This window comes from Marinobacter sp. HL-58 (assembly GCF_001314605.1).
GTDB lineage: Bacteria > Pseudomonadota > Gammaproteobacteria > Pseudomonadales > Oleiphilaceae > Marinobacter.
This window is the reverse complement of sequence record NZ_LIHP01000001.1, coordinates 378,084-394,471: the sequence shown is the minus strand read 5'-3', so window position 1 is coordinate 394,471 and position 16,388 is coordinate 378,084. Positions and strand designations below refer to the sequence as shown.

At 59.4% G+C, this 16,388-nt stretch carries 15 protein-coding genes; 8 read left to right on the top strand and 7 right to left on the bottom strand.

All coding sequences use genetic code 11. The features are described 5' to 3' along the window. The first annotated feature begins 71 nt into the window (after positions 1 to 71). Complete coding sequence (locus tag HLUCCO03_RS01755; RefSeq protein ID WP_027833166.1) at positions 72 to 1,043, top strand: calcium/sodium antiporter; 972 nt, start codon at positions 72 to 74, stop codon at positions 1,041 to 1,043. 23 nt (positions 1,044 to 1,066) lie between these two features. On the opposite strand, the gene HLUCCO03_RS01750 is transcribed toward HLUCCO03_RS01755, so the two are convergent. From HLUCCO03_RS01750 to HLUCCO03_RS01730, 5 genes are all read right to left on the bottom strand, one after another. Continuing rightward, positions 1,067 to 1,513: a DUF4124 domain-containing protein gene (locus HLUCCO03_RS01750; protein ID WP_027833167.1), complete on the bottom strand. Its 447-nt coding sequence runs from the start codon at positions 1,511 to 1,513 to the stop codon at positions 1,067 to 1,069. Between the two features lie 83 nt (positions 1,514 to 1,596). After that, positions 1,597 to 2,805, bottom strand: coding sequence for a glycolate oxidase subunit GlcF (gene glcF / locus HLUCCO03_RS01745; protein ID WP_027833168.1), 1,209 nt, complete (start codon positions 2,803 to 2,805; stop codon positions 1,597 to 1,599). A 311-nt stretch (positions 2,806 to 3,116) separates the two neighbouring features. Further along, positions 3,117 to 4,181: a glycolate oxidase subunit GlcE gene (gene glcE / locus HLUCCO03_RS01740; protein ID WP_027833169.1), complete on the bottom strand. Its 1,065-nt coding sequence runs from the start codon at positions 4,179 to 4,181 to the stop codon at positions 3,117 to 3,119. After that, positions 4,174 to 5,646 carry an FAD-linked oxidase C-terminal domain-containing protein gene (locus HLUCCO03_RS01735; protein ID WP_027833170.1) on the bottom strand — a complete coding sequence of 491 codons (1,473 nt, stop codon included), beginning with the start codon at positions 5,644 to 5,646 and terminating at the stop codon, positions 4,174 to 4,176. The genes glcE and HLUCCO03_RS01735 overlap by 8 nt, the downstream gene beginning before the upstream one ends. A 40-nt stretch (positions 5,647 to 5,686) precedes the next feature. Next, the gene (locus HLUCCO03_RS01730; RefSeq protein ID WP_027833171.1) at positions 5,687 to 6,112 is read right to left on the bottom strand and encodes a heme-binding protein; all 426 of its coding nucleotides are present in this window, start codon (positions 6,110 to 6,112) and stop codon (positions 5,687 to 5,689) included. Between the two features lie 256 nt (positions 6,113 to 6,368). Between HLUCCO03_RS01730 and HLUCCO03_RS01725 the strand changes: the two genes are divergently transcribed. The 6 genes from HLUCCO03_RS01725 to astE all read left to right on the top strand — a co-directional run bounded on the left by HLUCCO03_RS01725 (position 6,369) and on the right by astE (position 11,440). After that, on the top strand, positions 6,369 to 7,124 hold the full coding sequence (locus HLUCCO03_RS01725; protein ID WP_036197717.1) for an FCD domain-containing protein: 756 nt from the start codon (positions 6,369 to 6,371) through the stop codon (positions 7,122 to 7,124). Between the two features lie 155 nt (positions 7,125 to 7,279). Next, positions 7,280 to 8,050: an ABC transporter ATP-binding protein gene (locus HLUCCO03_RS01720; protein WP_027833172.1), complete on the top strand. Its 771-nt coding sequence runs from the start codon at positions 7,280 to 7,282 to the stop codon at positions 8,048 to 8,050. A gap of 87 nt (positions 8,051 to 8,137) precedes the next feature. After that, positions 8,138 to 8,890, top strand: a complete 753-nt coding sequence (locus tag HLUCCO03_RS01715) for a transporter substrate-binding domain-containing protein (RefSeq protein ID WP_027833173.1) — start codon at positions 8,138 to 8,140, stop codon at positions 8,888 to 8,890. Between the two features lie 51 nt (positions 8,891 to 8,941). Continuing rightward, complete coding sequence (locus HLUCCO03_RS01710; RefSeq protein WP_027833174.1) at positions 8,942 to 9,646, top strand: ABC transporter permease; 705 nt, start codon at positions 8,942 to 8,944, stop codon at positions 9,644 to 9,646. A 3-nt stretch (positions 9,647 to 9,649) separates the two neighbouring features. After that, positions 9,650 to 10,372, top strand: coding sequence for an ABC transporter permease (locus tag HLUCCO03_RS01705; protein ID WP_027833175.1), 723 nt, complete (start codon positions 9,650 to 9,652; stop codon positions 10,370 to 10,372). Positions 10,373 to 10,405: 33 nt separating this feature from the next. Beyond that, positions 10,406 to 11,440 carry a succinylglutamate desuccinylase gene (gene astE, locus HLUCCO03_RS01700; RefSeq protein ID WP_027833176.1) on the top strand — a complete coding sequence of 345 codons (1,035 nt, stop codon included), beginning with the start codon at positions 10,406 to 10,408 and terminating at the stop codon, positions 11,438 to 11,440. Between the two features lie 12 nt (positions 11,441 to 11,452). Here the strand turns inward: astE and HLUCCO03_RS01695 are convergent, their stop codons facing one another. Both HLUCCO03_RS01695 and HLUCCO03_RS01690 read right to left on the bottom strand, forming a co-directional pair. After that, positions 11,453 to 14,482, bottom strand: a complete 3,030-nt coding sequence (locus tag HLUCCO03_RS01695; protein WP_027833177.1) for an efflux RND transporter permease subunit — start codon at positions 14,480 to 14,482, stop codon at positions 11,453 to 11,455. Continuing rightward, the gene (locus HLUCCO03_RS01690; protein ID WP_027833178.1) at positions 14,482 to 15,567 is read right to left on the bottom strand and encodes an efflux RND transporter periplasmic adaptor subunit; all 1,086 of its coding nucleotides are present in this window, start codon (positions 15,565 to 15,567) and stop codon (positions 14,482 to 14,484) included. The genes HLUCCO03_RS01695 and HLUCCO03_RS01690 overlap by 1 nt, the downstream gene beginning before the upstream one ends. 159 nt (positions 15,568 to 15,726) lie before the next feature. On the opposite strand from HLUCCO03_RS01690, the gene HLUCCO03_RS01685 reads away from it, so the two are divergent. Further along, positions 15,727 to 16,368, top strand: a complete 642-nt coding sequence (locus HLUCCO03_RS01685) for a TetR/AcrR family transcriptional regulator (protein WP_027833179.1) — start codon at positions 15,727 to 15,729, stop codon at positions 16,366 to 16,368. Positions 16,369 to 16,388 lie beyond the last annotated feature (20 nt).

The window sequence follows — 16,388 nt, the reverse complement described above, 5'->3', positions numbered from 1 at the left end:
TCTGAGTATGGGCTCCATGGCCTGTACAAATCCTGACCAGGATCAATTCTGACACTTACAAGGGAACAACTATGCTTCTCCCGTTTCTGGCCATTCTGATGGGTCTTGCATTGCTGGTATGGAGTGCAGGGCGTTTTGTCGAGGGTTCCGCTGCGGTAGCCGGGCATTTCGGTATGCCGCCGCTGCTGATCGGCATGGTGGTGGTCGGTTTCGGCACCTCGGCACCGGAAATGGTGGTCTCGGCGCTGGCAGCCAGCCAGGGCAACCCGGGGCTGGCGCTGGGCAATGCCTATGGCTCCAACATTACCAACATTGCGCTGATCCTTGGCATTACCGCACTGATCAGCCCCATTGCTGTCCAGTCCCAGGTAATGCGCAAGGAGTTGCCGATACTCACGGGCGTTACCGCCCTGGCAGCCTGGCAGTTATGGGATGGTATGCTGACATTAACGGACGCCCTTGTGCTGCTGGGCGTATTTTTCGTTCTGATGGCCTGGTCGATTCGTCAGGGCATGACCCAGAAAGCCGATGCTCTGGGCGCAGAGATCGCCGAGGAGATGAGCCACCGATTCATGCCTCTTCGCAGCGCGGTGCTGTGGCTGGTTGCCGGCCTGGTACTGCTGATCATCAGCTCGCGCATGCTGGTGTGGGGAGCGGTTGATGTTGCCCAGGGCTTTGGGGTGAGTGATCTTATTATTGGCCTGACCATTGTCGCGGTGGGCACTTCCCTGCCGGAACTGGCATCCTCGGTGATCGCCGCCCGCAAGGGTGAGCATGATATTGCCCTGGGCAACATCCTGGGTTCAAACCTGTTCAATACCCTCGCGGTTGTGGGCATTGCCGGGACAATCAGCCCCATGGCGGTGGCGCCGGAGGTGTTCTACCGCGACATTGCGGTCATGTCCGCTCTCACCCTTTCGCTGTTTGTATTCGGCTATGGATTCCGCAAACCGGGGCGGATTAACCGAATGGAAGGTGGCCTGCTAGTGGCCTGTTTCCTGGCCTATACTGCCTACCTGATCTCAACGACCTTTACGCCATAAGGCAGCCAGGCACCGCCGGCAACTCAGCCAAGCATGCATTCCCGCGACAGCTTCTGGCTGACTTGCCGTCGCTGGCGGCGCAGGCGATTGCCCTGGTCGTTGGAGTAACCGGCCCGCAACTGTTGCTGGATGTTGTTCAGCCGCTCCCTGTAGCCGTTACAGCGCACCTCTTTGCGCTCCAACTCTCTTGCTTTCCGTTGTCCGTCAGTTTTCCGTGCAGTATCACCTTTGGCACCAAGGCTACGATTGATCTGGCGGTTGATGGTACTGACCCGCTTGCCCCGGGGAATGTTCTCCCGCATGGGAATCAATGACGGGCGGCGGAGCTCCACCGGCTCATGCGCCCGGTCTTCCGGTTTGATGTCGGTAAAATGAGCCACTCCCTGGTCATCAATCCAGGTATAAACCTCTGCGGCGGAAACGGCGGGGATAAATACACATACGAAAACTGCAATCTGCCTCCATGGCATTGATGTCCACTCCCTGTGGTTTGTTTGATAGCGCGGGCATTATAAACAAAACCACAGGCGAGTGGAGCGTGCCAGGGCACAGTTCAGGTATCCAGCAACTCAATCCAGTGCTGAACCGGCACCTGCGCTTTGGTTTCCAGGTGCATCTGGCAACCGATATTGGCGGTTACTATGCGGTCCGGGTTGTCCACGGTCAGGGCCTTGAGCTTGTTGTTCAGCAGGCGCTGGCTGAGCTCCGGCTGGAGGATAGAGTATGTGCCGGCGGAACCGCAGCACAGGTGCTTCTCTTTGGTATTCGCCAGTTCGATCCCTGCCTTGCGTAGCACCTGGTCCACAACTCCGCTCTGTTGCATGGCGTGCTGAAGGGTGCAGGGGCAGTGGAACGCGACCTTGCCGGCACCCTTGGGAACCTCGAGCTTTTCCAGGTCCTGCTGGAGCAGAAAGGCACCCAGGTCGATAGTCATGTCGCTGACCTTCTGCGCCTTGGCAGCGTATACCGGGTCATCACGCAAGAGGTGGCCATAATCCTGCACCATGGCACCACAACCGGAGGCCGTCATGATGATGGCCTCGGCGCCGGCATCAATGGCGGGCCACCAGGCGTCGATGTTGCGGCGCATGGCGTCGAGGGCCTTGTCATGTTCCGAGAGGTGATGGTTTACGGCGCCACAACAACCGGCTTCCGGTGCCTCCACCATGGTGATACCGAGCTTGTCGAGCACGCGTGCCGCGGCGGCGTTGGTGTTGGGCGTGGCTGAGGGCTGAACACAGCCGGCCAGGGCTAGCACGATGCGTTCGTGGCTCGCTGCCGGCCAGGGTCTGGCCTGCTTTCTTGGCGGCACTTTGGTGCGCAGCTTTTGCGGCAACACGGGGCGGAACATCTGGCCCATGCGCAGCAGCAATCCGAACAGTTTCCTGTTGGGAATGACTCGCCCGAGCCCCCAACGTATCCAGCGTTCTTTGGGCGCGCGGGGCATCTCTTTTTCCATGAGGCCCCGGCTGATGTCCACCAGCCGGCCGTATTTGACGCCTGAGGGGCAGGTGGTTTCGCAGCTGCGGCAGGTGAGGCAGCGGTCCAGGTGTTCCCGGGATTTTTCGGTGACTTCTTCGCCTTCCAGGAACATTTTCATCAGGTAGATGCGGCCGCGGGGGCCGTCGCGTTCGTCGTTCAGTTCCTGGTACGTCGGGCAGGTGGCGGTGCAGAAGCCGCAGTGTACGCAGGCCCGCAGGATGGACTCGGCTTCCTGGCCTTCTGCTGTGTTGGCGAATTGTTGGACTAGATTGGTTTGCATGGTTTACCTGCTTATCAACTTTGGTGCTTGAGCTGTCGGGGTAGGGCTATCTGAAATACGCTGCGAGCCCATCCATGGGCGCTTGGGCTCCGCCATCCATGGCTCCGCACAATTTCAGATAGCCCTACCCCGCCAGCTCCCAAATTTCTTTACTGGCCGCCAGACCAGAATTCCGATGCGGAGAGGCAGGGAGCCCCCTTCCGGAACTGTGCGGAGCCATGGATGGCGGAGCTCAAGCGTCACATGGATGTGCCGCAGGAGCGTGTTCCGGAAGGGGGCTCCCTGCCTCTCCGCCAACTCCAAACTCCCTGTCATAGCCAGCTATACAACCTTCCCGGGTTAAAAATACCGTCGGGATCGAACGAGGCCTTCAGCCGGCGCTGGATTTCCTTTAAAGCCCGGGGCTGGTGATGCATGACTTCGTCCGTGCGGTCACCGCCGCGGAACAGGCTTACCTGGCCGCCGGCACGCTGGGCCAGGGTTTCCAGTTGGGCGATGTCGGCTTCGCTGCGATACCAGCGCTGGGAGCCGGCCCAGTCGATCAGCCAGGGGCCGTCCAGGTCCGGGTTGGTGGCGGTGGAGCCTACGGAGAAACGCCACAGGGGCTGTTCCCCGGCGAAAAACTCATGCTGCATATGCTGGAGCTGGCGCCAGAAATCGTCCCCCTGCTCCATCACCTCGCCAGACCATTTTTCAGCGGTGGCTTCCACGGCGGATTTGGCGCCGGCGAGGCGGAGATATACTTTGCCGTCCACCCAGGCCGCGCCGGTGATGGGCTTGGATTCTTTGGCGCGGCTGTTCATGTACTGGATAACATCCTCCAGTGCCATGTCCTGTACCAGGGTGAGAGACATGGCCGGTTTTGGCATGACCTTGAGGCTGATTTCGGTTATGGCACCCAGGGTTCCCATGGCGCCGGCCTGGAGCCGTGAGGTGTCGTAGCCGGCGACGTTTTTCATGACCTGGCCGCCAAAACGCAGGTGTTCACCCTTACCGTTGAGCAGTCGGATGCCCAGCACCTGGTCCCGCACCGAACCGGACCAGGGGCGTGCCGGGCCAGAGAGATTGCAGGCCAGGGTGCCGCCCAGGGTGGAAGCGTCACCGAACCTCGGGGGTTCGAAGTGCAGGCACTGGCCTTCTTCAGCCAGGGTGGCTTCGATTTCCGCAAGGGGTGTGCCCGCGCGGGCGGTCAATACCAGTTCCACCGGGTGGTATTCAACGATGCCGGTGTGTTCCGCCATTTTCAGGGTATCGGCATCGGTATCGGCAGCACGCCCCATAAAGGTTTTGGTGCCGCCACCTTCAATGTTCAGTTTTCGGCCCGACTGGCGGGCCTGAAGAATCTGCTCTTTCAGCTTGTCAGCAATATCAGCCATGGGCAGCTTCCACCGTCTCATGCTCGTGTTGTTTGTGTTCCAGGGACCGGTACTCCTGGCAGAAACGCAGGGCGGGTACGCCCTTGCCGGGGTTGAGGATACCGGATGGATCGAAAGCCGCCTTCACATCATGGAACTGCTGCAGCTCCTCATCGTTGAACTGCACGGCCATCTGGCGGATTTTTTCCACGCCCACACCGTGCTCGCCGGTGATGCAGCCACCCACCTCCACGCAGAGATTGAGGATGCGGCCACCAAAGGCCTCGGTGCGTTCGAACTCGCCGGGGACGTTGGCATCAAACAGGATCAGCGGGTGCAGGTTGCCGTCGCCGGCGTGGAATACGTTGGCCACTCTCAGCCCGAATTCCTCCGACATTTTTTCCATTTCCAGCAGCACATGGGCCAGGTACCGCCGCGGGATGGTACCGTCCATGCAGTAATAATCCGGCGAAATTCGACCCACCGCCGGGAAGGCGGACTTGCGGCCCTTCCACAGCAGCGCGCGCTCCTCCTCGCTCTGGGAGGTTTTCACCGAGGTGGCACCCAGTTCGCGGAACAATGCTTCAGCCTGTGCGATGTGCTCATGCACTTCCTCTTCCGTGCCGTCCACTTCGCACAGCAGCAGCGCCTTGGCTTCCCGCGGGTAGCCTGCCTGGGCGAAATCGTCGGCGGCAATAATGGCATGGCCATCCATCATTTCCAGGCCACCGGGAATGATGCCATGGGAAATGATGCCACCCACCGCATCGCCGGCCTTCTGCACGCTGTCAAAGCCTGCCATGACCACCTGGGCCACTTCCGGTTTCGGCAGCAGTTTGACCTTTACTTCGGTGACGATGCCCAGCAACCCCTCGGAGCCGGTCATCAGTGCCAGCAGGTCCATGCCGCACACGTCCAGGGCATCGCTGCCTATGGTCACGCGCTCGCCCTCGGCGGTGATCATTTCCACACTGAGGATGTTATGTACCGTCAGGCCGTACTTCAGGCAGTGCACACCGCCGGAGTTCTCGGCCACATTGCCACCGATGGTGCAGGCAATCTGGGAGGAAGGATCCGGGCCATAGTAAAGGCCGAATTCCGCGGCTTCCTCGCTGATGGCCAGGTTCCGGACGCCGGGCTGCAGCCTGGCGGTCCGCGCCAGTGGGTCTATGTCCAGGATGCGGTTGAACTTGGCCAGCGACAATACCACACCTTCCTTGTGGGGCATGGCGCCGGCACTGAGGCCCGTCCCGGCACCACGGGCCACTACCGGCACATGGTGCTCGTTACAGATGCGCATCACCCGCTGCACCTGCTCTGCGGTTTCCGGCAGCACCACGAGCATGGGCATCTCGCAGTACATGGACATGCCGTCGCATTCGTAGGGCTTCATGGTTTCGTCGTCGGTAATGACGAAATCCGGGTCGATAAAGGCGCGGAACTGTTCTGCCAGCTCCGCTCTGCTGATTTTCGGCGTGGTGGTCATATCAGCCTCTGGTTCTGGAACGCTGTGATTGTGACAACCATCAACCACGTTTGGTTTCAAAATAATCGATGCCGGCCTGGGCACAATCCATATCCTGCTGGGGTGTGCCGGAGCTGAGACCGATGCCGCCGACGACCTCACCGTCGACGATAACCGGCAATCCGCCACCTACCGAGCTTATACGGCCACCCACCTCGGTGTGGATTCCGAACCCCAGCTTGCCAGGCACATTGCCTGCGTTGTAATCGTGGGTGGCTTTCTTGGCCGCCGACGCAGTGAACGACTTGTCCTGGGCGATAGTCACGCTTGAAATCTTGCCACCGTCCATACGCTCAAAGGCAATCAGGTTCCCGGACTCATCGGTAATGGCGATGCACATGGGCACGCCGATTTCCCGTGCCTTCTGGGCAGCGCCTTCGATCAATAGCCTGGCATCTGCCAGGTCGAGCCTTGTAACTGTCAACATAAATGCTTCCTCCTCATTCAGGCTTGAACCAGTGGTTAGTGCTTCTCAACAAGCCGTGATACACGTAATGATTACGATAGTCGTCGTCTGGCTGCCTTTAGTCCAGAGTAATGGCCAGTGGTCAGACCAGTTTTACAACCGCCCGATGGACGAATGCGGCGTAATGAGCCATATTTAGGCCCCCGGAAGATGTTTTCAGAATTATCGAATCCATAGAAATAACTGGTCAGTCCAGTAAGCACTGGCAGGTAAAACCATGGCAATCGCTCAGGATATTTCCTTTCGACTTGAACAGCTGATTCTTGATGGTGGCCTGACTCCGGGACAGAAAATGCCATCGGAACGACAACTGGCGACCCGCCTTGGTGTATCACGCGCCATTATTCGCGAGTCTCTGCATGAGCTGCAGGGCCGTGGCGTCATTGAGACCAGGCATGGAAAGGGTTCGTTTGTCGCCCGCATCGTGCCCGTTGACGAGGGTAGCACTGGCGACAGCCCGCTACAGCAGATGTTCAACGGCCACCCGCGAACCCTCTATGACCTGCTGGAAGTACGGGAGCAACTCGAGGGCCAGGCCGCTTACCTGGCGGCAGAGCGCGCCACCGACCTGGATCTTCACCGCATCACCAGGGCCTACGAAGCCCTGGAGCAGACCAATCCCCTCACCAACGCCGATCCCGATCACAGCTTTCACCAGGCTATTGTAGAAGCCTCCCACAACCCGGTGCTGGTGCATGTTCTCAGCGGACTCAAGAACCTTATGCTATTGACGGTACAGGCATCCGTTGCGAATCTGAATCCACAGGAAGAGTTGCGTAAAGCAATTTCCCGGCATCACAAGCGCATTTATAGGGCGATAATGGCCAGAAAACCGCAAGCCTCCAAACGCATCGCAATGGAACACGTGCGCTTTGTCAGGGACGCCATGCACGATATTGAACAGCAGGGTACATCCATTTTAAGAATGCCCGCCAATACACCAGAATCAGGGGCTTCGACCACACAGAATTGATAATTGGCGAACGGCTTGCATAGTTGCTGCGTTCATCCACACTTAAATCAGCGGACCAGGGATAAAAACGACAAAACCCCTCTCCCGGGGATTGATTTTCCAGACCACTGTCCGTAAAACTTGCGCCTTTATCGAGAAAGCCTCAGGAGCCATCTATGGCGGAAACAGCGCCTCTGATCTGCAGGGATATCCACAAGACCTTCGACCAGCTGGAAGTACTCAAGGGTATTTCACTGGAAACAAGAAAAGGCGATGTCGTATCCCTGATCGGTAGCTCCGGCTCCGGTAAAAGTACCTTTCTGCGCTGCATCAACATGCTGGAAACCCCCACATCCGGCGACATTATCGTGCACGGCGACCCGATTCGGTTCACAACCAACCGCAAAGGTGAGCGTGTACCTGCCGACAACAGGCAGGTTGAGCTGATCCGCGCCCGGCTGTCCATGGTGTTCCAGAGTTTCAATCTCTGGTCGCACATGACCGTTATGGAGAACATCATTGAAGCCCCGGTTCACGTCCTCAAGGTTCCCAAAAAAGAAGCCATCGAACGGGCTGAAGCCTACCTGAACAAGGTGGGCATCTATGAACGCAAGGACTACTACCCGGCCCAGATGTCCGGCGGCCAGCAGCAGCGGGCAGCCATTGCCAGGGCACTGGCGATGGAACCGGAAGTCATGCTGTTTGACGAGCCAACCTCCGCCCTTGACCCGGAGCTGGTCGGCGAAGTGTTGCGAGTCATGCAGAACCTGGCCGAAGAAGGCAGAACCATGATCGTGGTCACCCACGAAATGTCTTTTGCCCGGGATGTGTCGACTCAGGTCCTGTTCTTGCATCAGGGTGTGATCGAGGAGCAAGGCACACCGGACAAGGTATTCGACAACCCGGACTCGGAACGAATGAGGCAGTTTCTGGCTCCCAAGTTCTGATGTGCGTGCTATCTTGAAATCAGCAGAAAGGCAGGCCACTGCCGATAATAAAGCCCACAAGGCAAATAACGACTGGAGAAGTGACTCATGAGAAAACTGATTGTTGCAGCAAGCGTTGCCCTGGCCATGATGGCCGGCGTTGCTCACGCCCAGGAACGTGATCTTCGCATCGCGTTCGATGTGCCCTACGAGCCGTTCGAGTACAAAGACGAAGACGGTGAACTGACCGGTTTTGAAGTGGAACTGGCCGAAGCCATGTGTGAAGAGATGGGCGCCAACTGCGAGTTCGTCATCCAGGCATGGGACGGTATGATTCCGGGCCTGCTGGCACGGAAGTTCGACCTGATCATGTCCTCCATGTCCATCACCCCGGAGCGTGCTGAGCGGGTACTGTTCTCGGATCCGTACTACAACACCCCGGGCGGCTGGTTCGGCCCTGAAAGCTTCGACACCGACGTGACCGACATGGAAGCCATGGAGGGTATGACCGTTGGCGTTCAGCGTGGCACCACCATGGACACCTATGTTACCGAGGAAATGGGCGGCGTGGTTTCCATCAAACGCTACACCACCGCGGACGACATGGTCCTGGACCTTGAAGGCGAGCGCCTGGATGTGGTCTTTGTGGACTACCCGGTCGGTGAGCAGACCGTGCTGAGCAAAGACGGCTTCAAGGAAGTCGGCGAACCGGTCAAGCTGGGTGAAGGTGTAGGCGTTGCCATGCGCAAGCGTGACAAGGACCTGGCCGACGAAGTGAATGCGGCCCTGGCGACCCTGAAGGAAGATGGTACGTACGACACCATCATGGAAAAGTACTTCGATTACGACATCAAGATGTAAAACAGACCGAGGGGCAGCCGCTGTGGCTGCCCCTGATTACCGGACGCTCCAATGATCGACTTGAAAGGCTACGGGCCGGCCCTGTTGGAAGGGGCGGTAGTGACCATTGAACTGGCCTTCCTCTCCCTTACCCTGGCGGTGATTCTCGGGCTGATCGGCGCCTCTGCCAAATTGTCCAAAAGCCGTGTCGCCATAGGGGTCGCCACCACCTACACCACCCTGATCCGTGGCGTGCCCGACCTGGTGATGATGCTCCTGTTTTACTACGGCGGTCAGGTGGCTGTTAACAACCTGTCGGATTATCTGTATGACGCCCATGGGGTGGATTTCTTTTTCCAGTTCGACCCCTTTATTGCCGGCGTTCTCACCATCGGCCTGATTTTCGGCGCCTATATGGCAGAGACCTTCCGGGGCGCCTTTCTGGCGGTGGAAAGCGGCCAGATAGAAGCTGCCCGTGCCTATGGCTTCAGCCGCTGGCGTACATTCCACCGAATCATCTTTCCGCAGATGCTGCGTCATGCCCTGCCCGGTATTGGCAATAACTGGCAGGTGCTGCTGAAAACCACCGCACTGGTATCCATTATCGGCCTGACCGATATGGTGCGCGTGGCAGAGGAGGCCGCCAAGGCGGAGCGTATGCCATTCCATTTCTTTATTCCGGTTGCCTTTGTCTATCTCAGCCTGACTGCCGGTTCCGAGCTGTTCATCAAGTGGCTCACCAAGCGCGCCAATGTCGGCGTGGTGCAGGGGACCTGAACCATGCCGGAATTTATCGCTGAATTGCTCAACCGCAACGACATCTTTACCGCGTCGACCATCATGGAATACTGGGAAGGCATGGTCCTCACCGTGCAACTGGTGTTCCTGTCGCTGATTCTCGGCCTGGTACTCGCGGTGCCGCTGGCCATCATGCGGACATCCAAGAACCCGCTGATCAATACCCCGGTATGGCTGTACACCTACGTTTTCCGTGGCACGCCGCTGCTGGTCCAGCTCTACATCATTTACTACGGCCTTGCACAGATAGAGGGTATACAGCAGACCTTCTGGTGGGACATCTTCCGGGAAGCCTTCTACCCGGCCCTGCTGGCATTCACCCTGAATACGGCGGCCTACACCACGGAAATCATTCGCGGTGCAATTGTGGCAACACCCAGCGGTGAGATCGAGGCAGCCAAGGCTTACGGTATGAGCTGGGCATTGCGCATGCGGCGCATCATCATGCCCAGCGCCGCCCGGCGGGCAGTTCAGGCCTACTCCAACGAAGTCATTTTCATGCTTCACGCCAGTGCCATTGCCAGCGTGGTAACCCTGGTGGACCTGACCGGAGCGGCACGGAATATCTATTCCCGCTTCTACGCCCCCTTTGAGGCGTTTATTTTTGTGGCGCTGCTCTACATGGCACTGACCTTCCTGCTGGTATTTGCATTCCGCAAGCTGGAAAACTATCTGTTACGGCATCAGCGGCCGGTGACCGGCTGATACTATTCGAGCGCAAGGGAGGCCGGGAATCACATGAGCATACGTGAGTTGCTGTTTGGCCCCGGTCGCGACTGGCTGTCCCACACCCTGTCCACTGCGGAGCACGCCTCGTCCGAACAGGTAGTGGTGCTGGACGATGGTACCGGGCTTCAGCTTCAGGATTCCGGGTTGCTGTACCTGGAACCGCCATCCGGCCGTTCCAACCCCAACAGCGAATCACTGATTGTTTCCGCCGGCGTTCATGGCAACGAAACTGCGCCCATTGAAGTTCTGAACAACCTGCTGAACGAGCTGATGGACGGGAAATGGCAACTGGCCTGCCCGGTGCTGCTGATACTCGGAAACCCCCCGGCCATGGGCGCCAATGCCCGCTTCATTGATGTGAATCTCAACCGGCTGTTCGGTGGTGCCCATCGCAAACCCGAATACCGGGGTCTGCCCGAGGCAGAGCGTGCGTGGTCGCTGGAACGGGCCTGTGAGGCGTTTGCCTCGAGACATCCTGCCAATCTCTGCCACTATGACCTGCATACCGCTATTCGCCCTTCCCTGCGGGAGAAGTTCGCGCTCTACCCGTTTGTAGAAGGACGGAATATTCCGGCAAGCCAGATCGATTTTTTACTGGAAGCGGACGTGGACACCCTGCTGCTGCAGCACCGGGAAGGAACGACGTTTGCCTCGTTTTCCTCAACCACGCTCGGGGCAGAGAGTTTTACGGTGGAGCTTGGCAAGGTGCGGCCATTCGGGGAGAACGATCTTGGCCGGTTCAGCGGAATTGCCAACGCTCTGCGCCGGCGGATGAAGGGCGAAAAACCACCGCAAGGGAGCAAGCCATCGGATGGTATAACCATCTTCGAGGTGGTGCATGAGATTCTCAACACCGGCGACAGTTTCCGCTTCCACGTGCCGGACGATGTCGCCAATTTCACCCTGTTCGACCCGGGTACCGTCATCTGGGAAGACGATACCACCTGCTACAGGGTGGGGGACCGCCCCGAAGGCATCGTCTTCCCGAATCGCCACGTGCCTGTGGGCCAGCGGGTCGGCCTGATGATCCGGCAACGGACATAGCCCGACAGCATCCTATGCCGGCGCATTCTCCGGCTCTGCCTCCTTGCACCGGATCACCCGGGTGCACACGGAAGGCACCACCAGCAGCGTCAGCACCGTCGAAGCCAGCAACCCGGAAATGATAGCCCAGGCCATGGGCGGCCAGAGGGTTGAGCTGGAGAACGCCAGCGGCAACAGACCGGCAACGGTGGTGGCTGTTGTCAGCAGGATCGGCCGGGTGCGTTTTTCCACTGCCTTGCGAACCGCATCACGGATGGTATCTCCCTGCTCCAGTTGCCGGTCCATCACATCCAGCAGCACAATGGCGTTGTTCACCACGATGCCCACCAGCGCAATCACACCCAGCAGCGACTGAAAACCGAACGGCGAGCCGGAAAATACCAGCCCCGGGAAAATACCCACCGTCGCCAGTGGCACGGTGAGCAGGATAATTCCGACGCGACGGAAAGAATTGAACTGTATCAGCAGGAAGAACAGCAACAGCAATATACCGATGGGAGCCGTAGTCAGCAGGGCATTGTTGGCATCACCGGAGCCCTCGGCATCACCACCCATTTCCATGCGGGTGCCCGAAGGCAGCGGATTGTCTTCCAGCACATCATCAAGGCCTTCCAGGGCCTGGCTGAAGCTGTAGCCGGTCAGCAGGTTGGACCACACCGTGTTCACCCCGGTACCATTGCGCTGGTAGCGGGCAGCCGATTCCCAGGACGTCTCCACCGAGGCAATCGCCGACAGGGGTACCGCGTCACCCTGATCGTTGTAGATATTCACCGACAACAATCTGGGCAACGACAGGCTGGTGCCTTCCCGGGAGCGCAGTATCAGGGGAATGGGATCCTTTTCCTGACGATACTGTTCCGCCACCACACCAAAACTCTGACCATAGAGGCTGCGGGCCACATCCGAACGGTTCAGGCCATAACGGGCGGCACTGGCGTCATCCACGTTGATGCCAATGCTCGGCACACCCATATCCAGGTCATGGCGCACATCCACCGTACCCTCCACACTGCGCAGGGCGGCAAACAGCTGCTCCACCGCCCGGGCCCGGGTTTCATCACTGGCATGGTAAACCCGGATTTCCACCGGGGCGGCCCGTGGCGGCCCCTGGCCGAGAATGCCCGCAGTGACCTGCAACTCCGGCATTTCCTGCCCGGCGTATTCCCGTATCCACTGGACCAGCCCGGTGGTGTCTTCCAGGGTGGGCGTTGAGATCACGATACGGCCACGATTCGGTGCCTGGGGTTCCCGCTGCAGGTTGTAGTAGAAACTGGGGCCGGTAAATCCGGTAAACCGGTGCACCTTGAGTGCTTCCGGGCGGGTGCGGATGGCCCGCTCCAGGTCTGCGGCCACACTGGCGGTACGCTCCTGGTCCGTGCCTTCGGGCATATACAACTCAACCACCACTTGCGGGCGATCGGCATTGGGGAAAAACTGCTGTTTCATGAAGGGTGTCAGCGCCAGGCTGAATACCACCAGGGCTGTACCGGCAAGGATCAGCGTGCCGGGCCGCCTGGCAACCAGGCCACCCAGGAAACGGGACAGGCCGATCAGCCTGTCTTCCCGGGCACTGACCTTGCGGGGTTTGAGAAAACGGGCCGCCAGCAGCGGCACGGCAGAGATGGCCAGCAGATAACTGACCGACAGGGTGAGCATGATCATCACCGGCACGCCGCGGGTGAAGTCCGCCGTGCCACCCTTGGAGAGCAACAACGGCATGAAGGCGGCGATGGTGGTTCCCGTGGAGGCTCCCAAGGGCCCTGCAAGTTCCCGCACCGACCGTTTCAGGGCGTCCAGCCGGCGCATGCCGTCATCCAGGTAACCCTGGATGCTCTCCACAATCACGATGGCGTTATCAATCAGTATACCCAGCGAGATCACCATGCCGATCACGGCAATCTGGTGCAGCACCCCTCCGCCCAGGTCATACAGGCCGATACTGATCAGCGCCACCATGGGCAGGATCGACGCCACCAGGATACCCATGCGGATACCCATGCCGGTAAACACCACCGCCACAATGATGATCACCGACATCACCAGGCTCCAGGCCAGGTTATCCAGACGTTCCTCCACCTTGTCCGGCTGGAAAAACATCTCGCGAATCTCGTAGGGGGCGAATTCATCCCGTATTGTCGCCAGTCGTTCACGAACACGTTCGCCAAAACGGATAGCATCGGTACTGCCCTCTTCCATGATCATGGACACCAGCACCACCCGTTCACCGTCGTACCAGGCTTCCGGCTGCCGGGGCTCGGCGGGGCCCCGCCACACTTCCGCAGCAGCCGCCAAGGGCACCTGGGAGCCGTCCGGCAACTCGATCGGTGTGGCACGGATAGCCTCCACACTGGTGAACTCGCTGTTGGGCAAGACCGACAGGCGACGGCCATCCGCCACGATGAAACCACCCGGGGTGGTCTGGTTGCGGCGGGCAAGGGTGTCCAGAACCCGTGCCGGGGATATACCCAGCCGGTACATGGCGGCGTCGTCCAGTGCCAGGGTAATCTGCTCGTCCGCATCGGCCTCCAGCTCAATGCGGGACACACCGGGGATATCCGACAGGTTCTGCTTCAGCCGTTCAGCCACATCGCTCAGATCCGTTACCGAACCGGAACCGCTGACCGCCAGTATGATGGCGGGAATATCGATCAAGCGGTCATCCAGCACCATCTGCCCGACATCGTCCGGGAAATCCAGCCTTGCCCGTTCCATGGCCTGGCGCACACGGTCCCACGCGGAATCGGTATCGTAGATAGTGTCGTTCAGGCGTACGTTGATGACCGCAACGCCGGTGCGCGCGGTGGCCTGGGAGAAGTCCACCTCCTCCACCTGGCGCAGCTCATCCGACAGCGGCTGAAGCACCAGCCGTTCAACGGCTTCGGCACTGGCACCGGGATAATTGATGGTGATCAGGCCGGCCCGGTAGGGAAAGGTGGGGTCTTCCTGGCGCGGCATCGTGCTGTAGGCCGCAATGCCCAGAATACAGAGCATGGTGACAACCATGCCCAGCAAGCGTTGAAAGTTCAGCAGGCGCAGTGACATCAGCGAATCTCCACCGCATCGCCGTCGGAAATCCGCGTCATGCCGGCAAATACCACCTGATCACTGGCAGCAAGATCCGCCGCATCCACCACCACCCGCTCACCGATAATCCGCTGAACCGTCACCGGCACCCTGCGGGCAATACCGTCGGAAACGCGGAACACACTGGCCCCGCCGTTGGATTTCATGACTGAAAGCAAGGGCACGGTTGTGGCAACGGTTTCGCTGGGTGTAATCCCCACCTCTACCGGCTCGCCGGGTTCGAGGGTGTCTGCCGGCAGGCTGACCAGTACCGGATGCAGCTCACCGCGAACCCCGCCGGGCTGGGCAATTTCCACAATGGAACCGGTTTCCGGCGGGCGATTGCGATCCTGTACTGACCATACCGGTAACAGTTGCCCCAGAGTGACATGGTTGAGCATGTACGCGGGCACCCGCACTTCCACCTCCCGGCCCTCCGGGGAGGACAGCCGCATCACCGGCTGCCCGGATGCCACAAACTCATCCCGCTCGACCAGCAAGGCTTCAACCCGGCCATCGAAGGGCGCCCTGAGTTCACTTTCCCGGTACAGCCGGGAGGCTTCCGCCAGGGACGCTTCCGCCGTCGCCACGCTGGACCTCAGGCTGTCGCGTTTCGACGCCAACTGTTCCAGTGCCTGCTCGGAAACCACCCCACGTTCATGGAGCTTGCGCGAACGCTCCCACTCCCTCTCCGCCTGATCGTACTGGGTTTTGAGTTCTGCCAGGCGCGCGGCCGCAGAGTCCCGGGCGGGTTCCAGGGCCGGGTTGTATACCCGCGCCAGCAGATCACCGGTTTTAACGGTCTGCCCCAGTTCAACAGCCCGCTCGCGAAGGGTACCGCTGACCTGGAACGTCAACGTAGCCCGCTGGGCAGGCCGCACAATGCCGGAAAAACGAAGTGACACACCTTCTGTCTGGCCACCGGTTACTTCAGCCACGCGCACGGTAACGGGGGCAACGCCCCGGTCCGGAGCCGGCTCACTGGATTTACAGCCACTGACAAGGAGAACAGCAAACGCCGCAACGGCGAAGATGACAGGGTGCCGGATGGTGTTCATCGAGATGTCCTCTCTTCCATGTTCATGATGTTGTGTTTATCGCCCATCCGATGGACAAAATGTTATTATCCGACATAATGTCATTCTTTGACAATTTGTCAATAATCGGCTTTTATCTCTAACCATGTATCATGAGAAGGCCGTCTCAATAATCCGGAACCCCCTATGAGTGAGCCGTTAAAAACCCGTAGAGAGAAAGAGAAGCAGGCCAGATACGACGCTATCCTGGATGCTGCGGAACTGGCGTTTTCGGAGAAGGGCTATGAACGCACGTCCATGGACGACATTGCCCGCACCGCTGCCCTCAGCCGCGCGTTGCTTTATGTGTACTTCAAGGATAAAGCCGCCATCCAGCGCGGCATCATGCTGCGTGCCGGGCACAGCCTGTGCCGCCGCTTCGAGGAAGCTCGCCAGACTGCTGACACGGGGCTGGCCCAGATCAGGGCCATGGGGGATGCGTATTACCAGTTCTACCGTGAGGAACCGGACTACTTTTCGGCGCTGACGGCGGCCTCAACGGCGATGGCGGAGGCAGATGATGAACTTGCGGGGGAGATGTTCGACTGCAAGTCCCGGACCATGGACCTGATGGTCGGCGCCATCCATCTGGGCCTGGAAGACGGCACCATGAACCGCGACCGTATCCATGATCCGGTGGAAACGGCGCTTTACCTGCGTGGTGCCCTGCACGGAGTGATCATGCTGTGCCAGAGCGAGATGGCCGAAAGCGGCCTTGAGGGCAGCTTTCCTGCCGAGTCCCTGATTCGGCATACCATGGAGATGCTGACTTCTTCCATTGCTTCTTAGGAAATCTGTCGGATTACGCC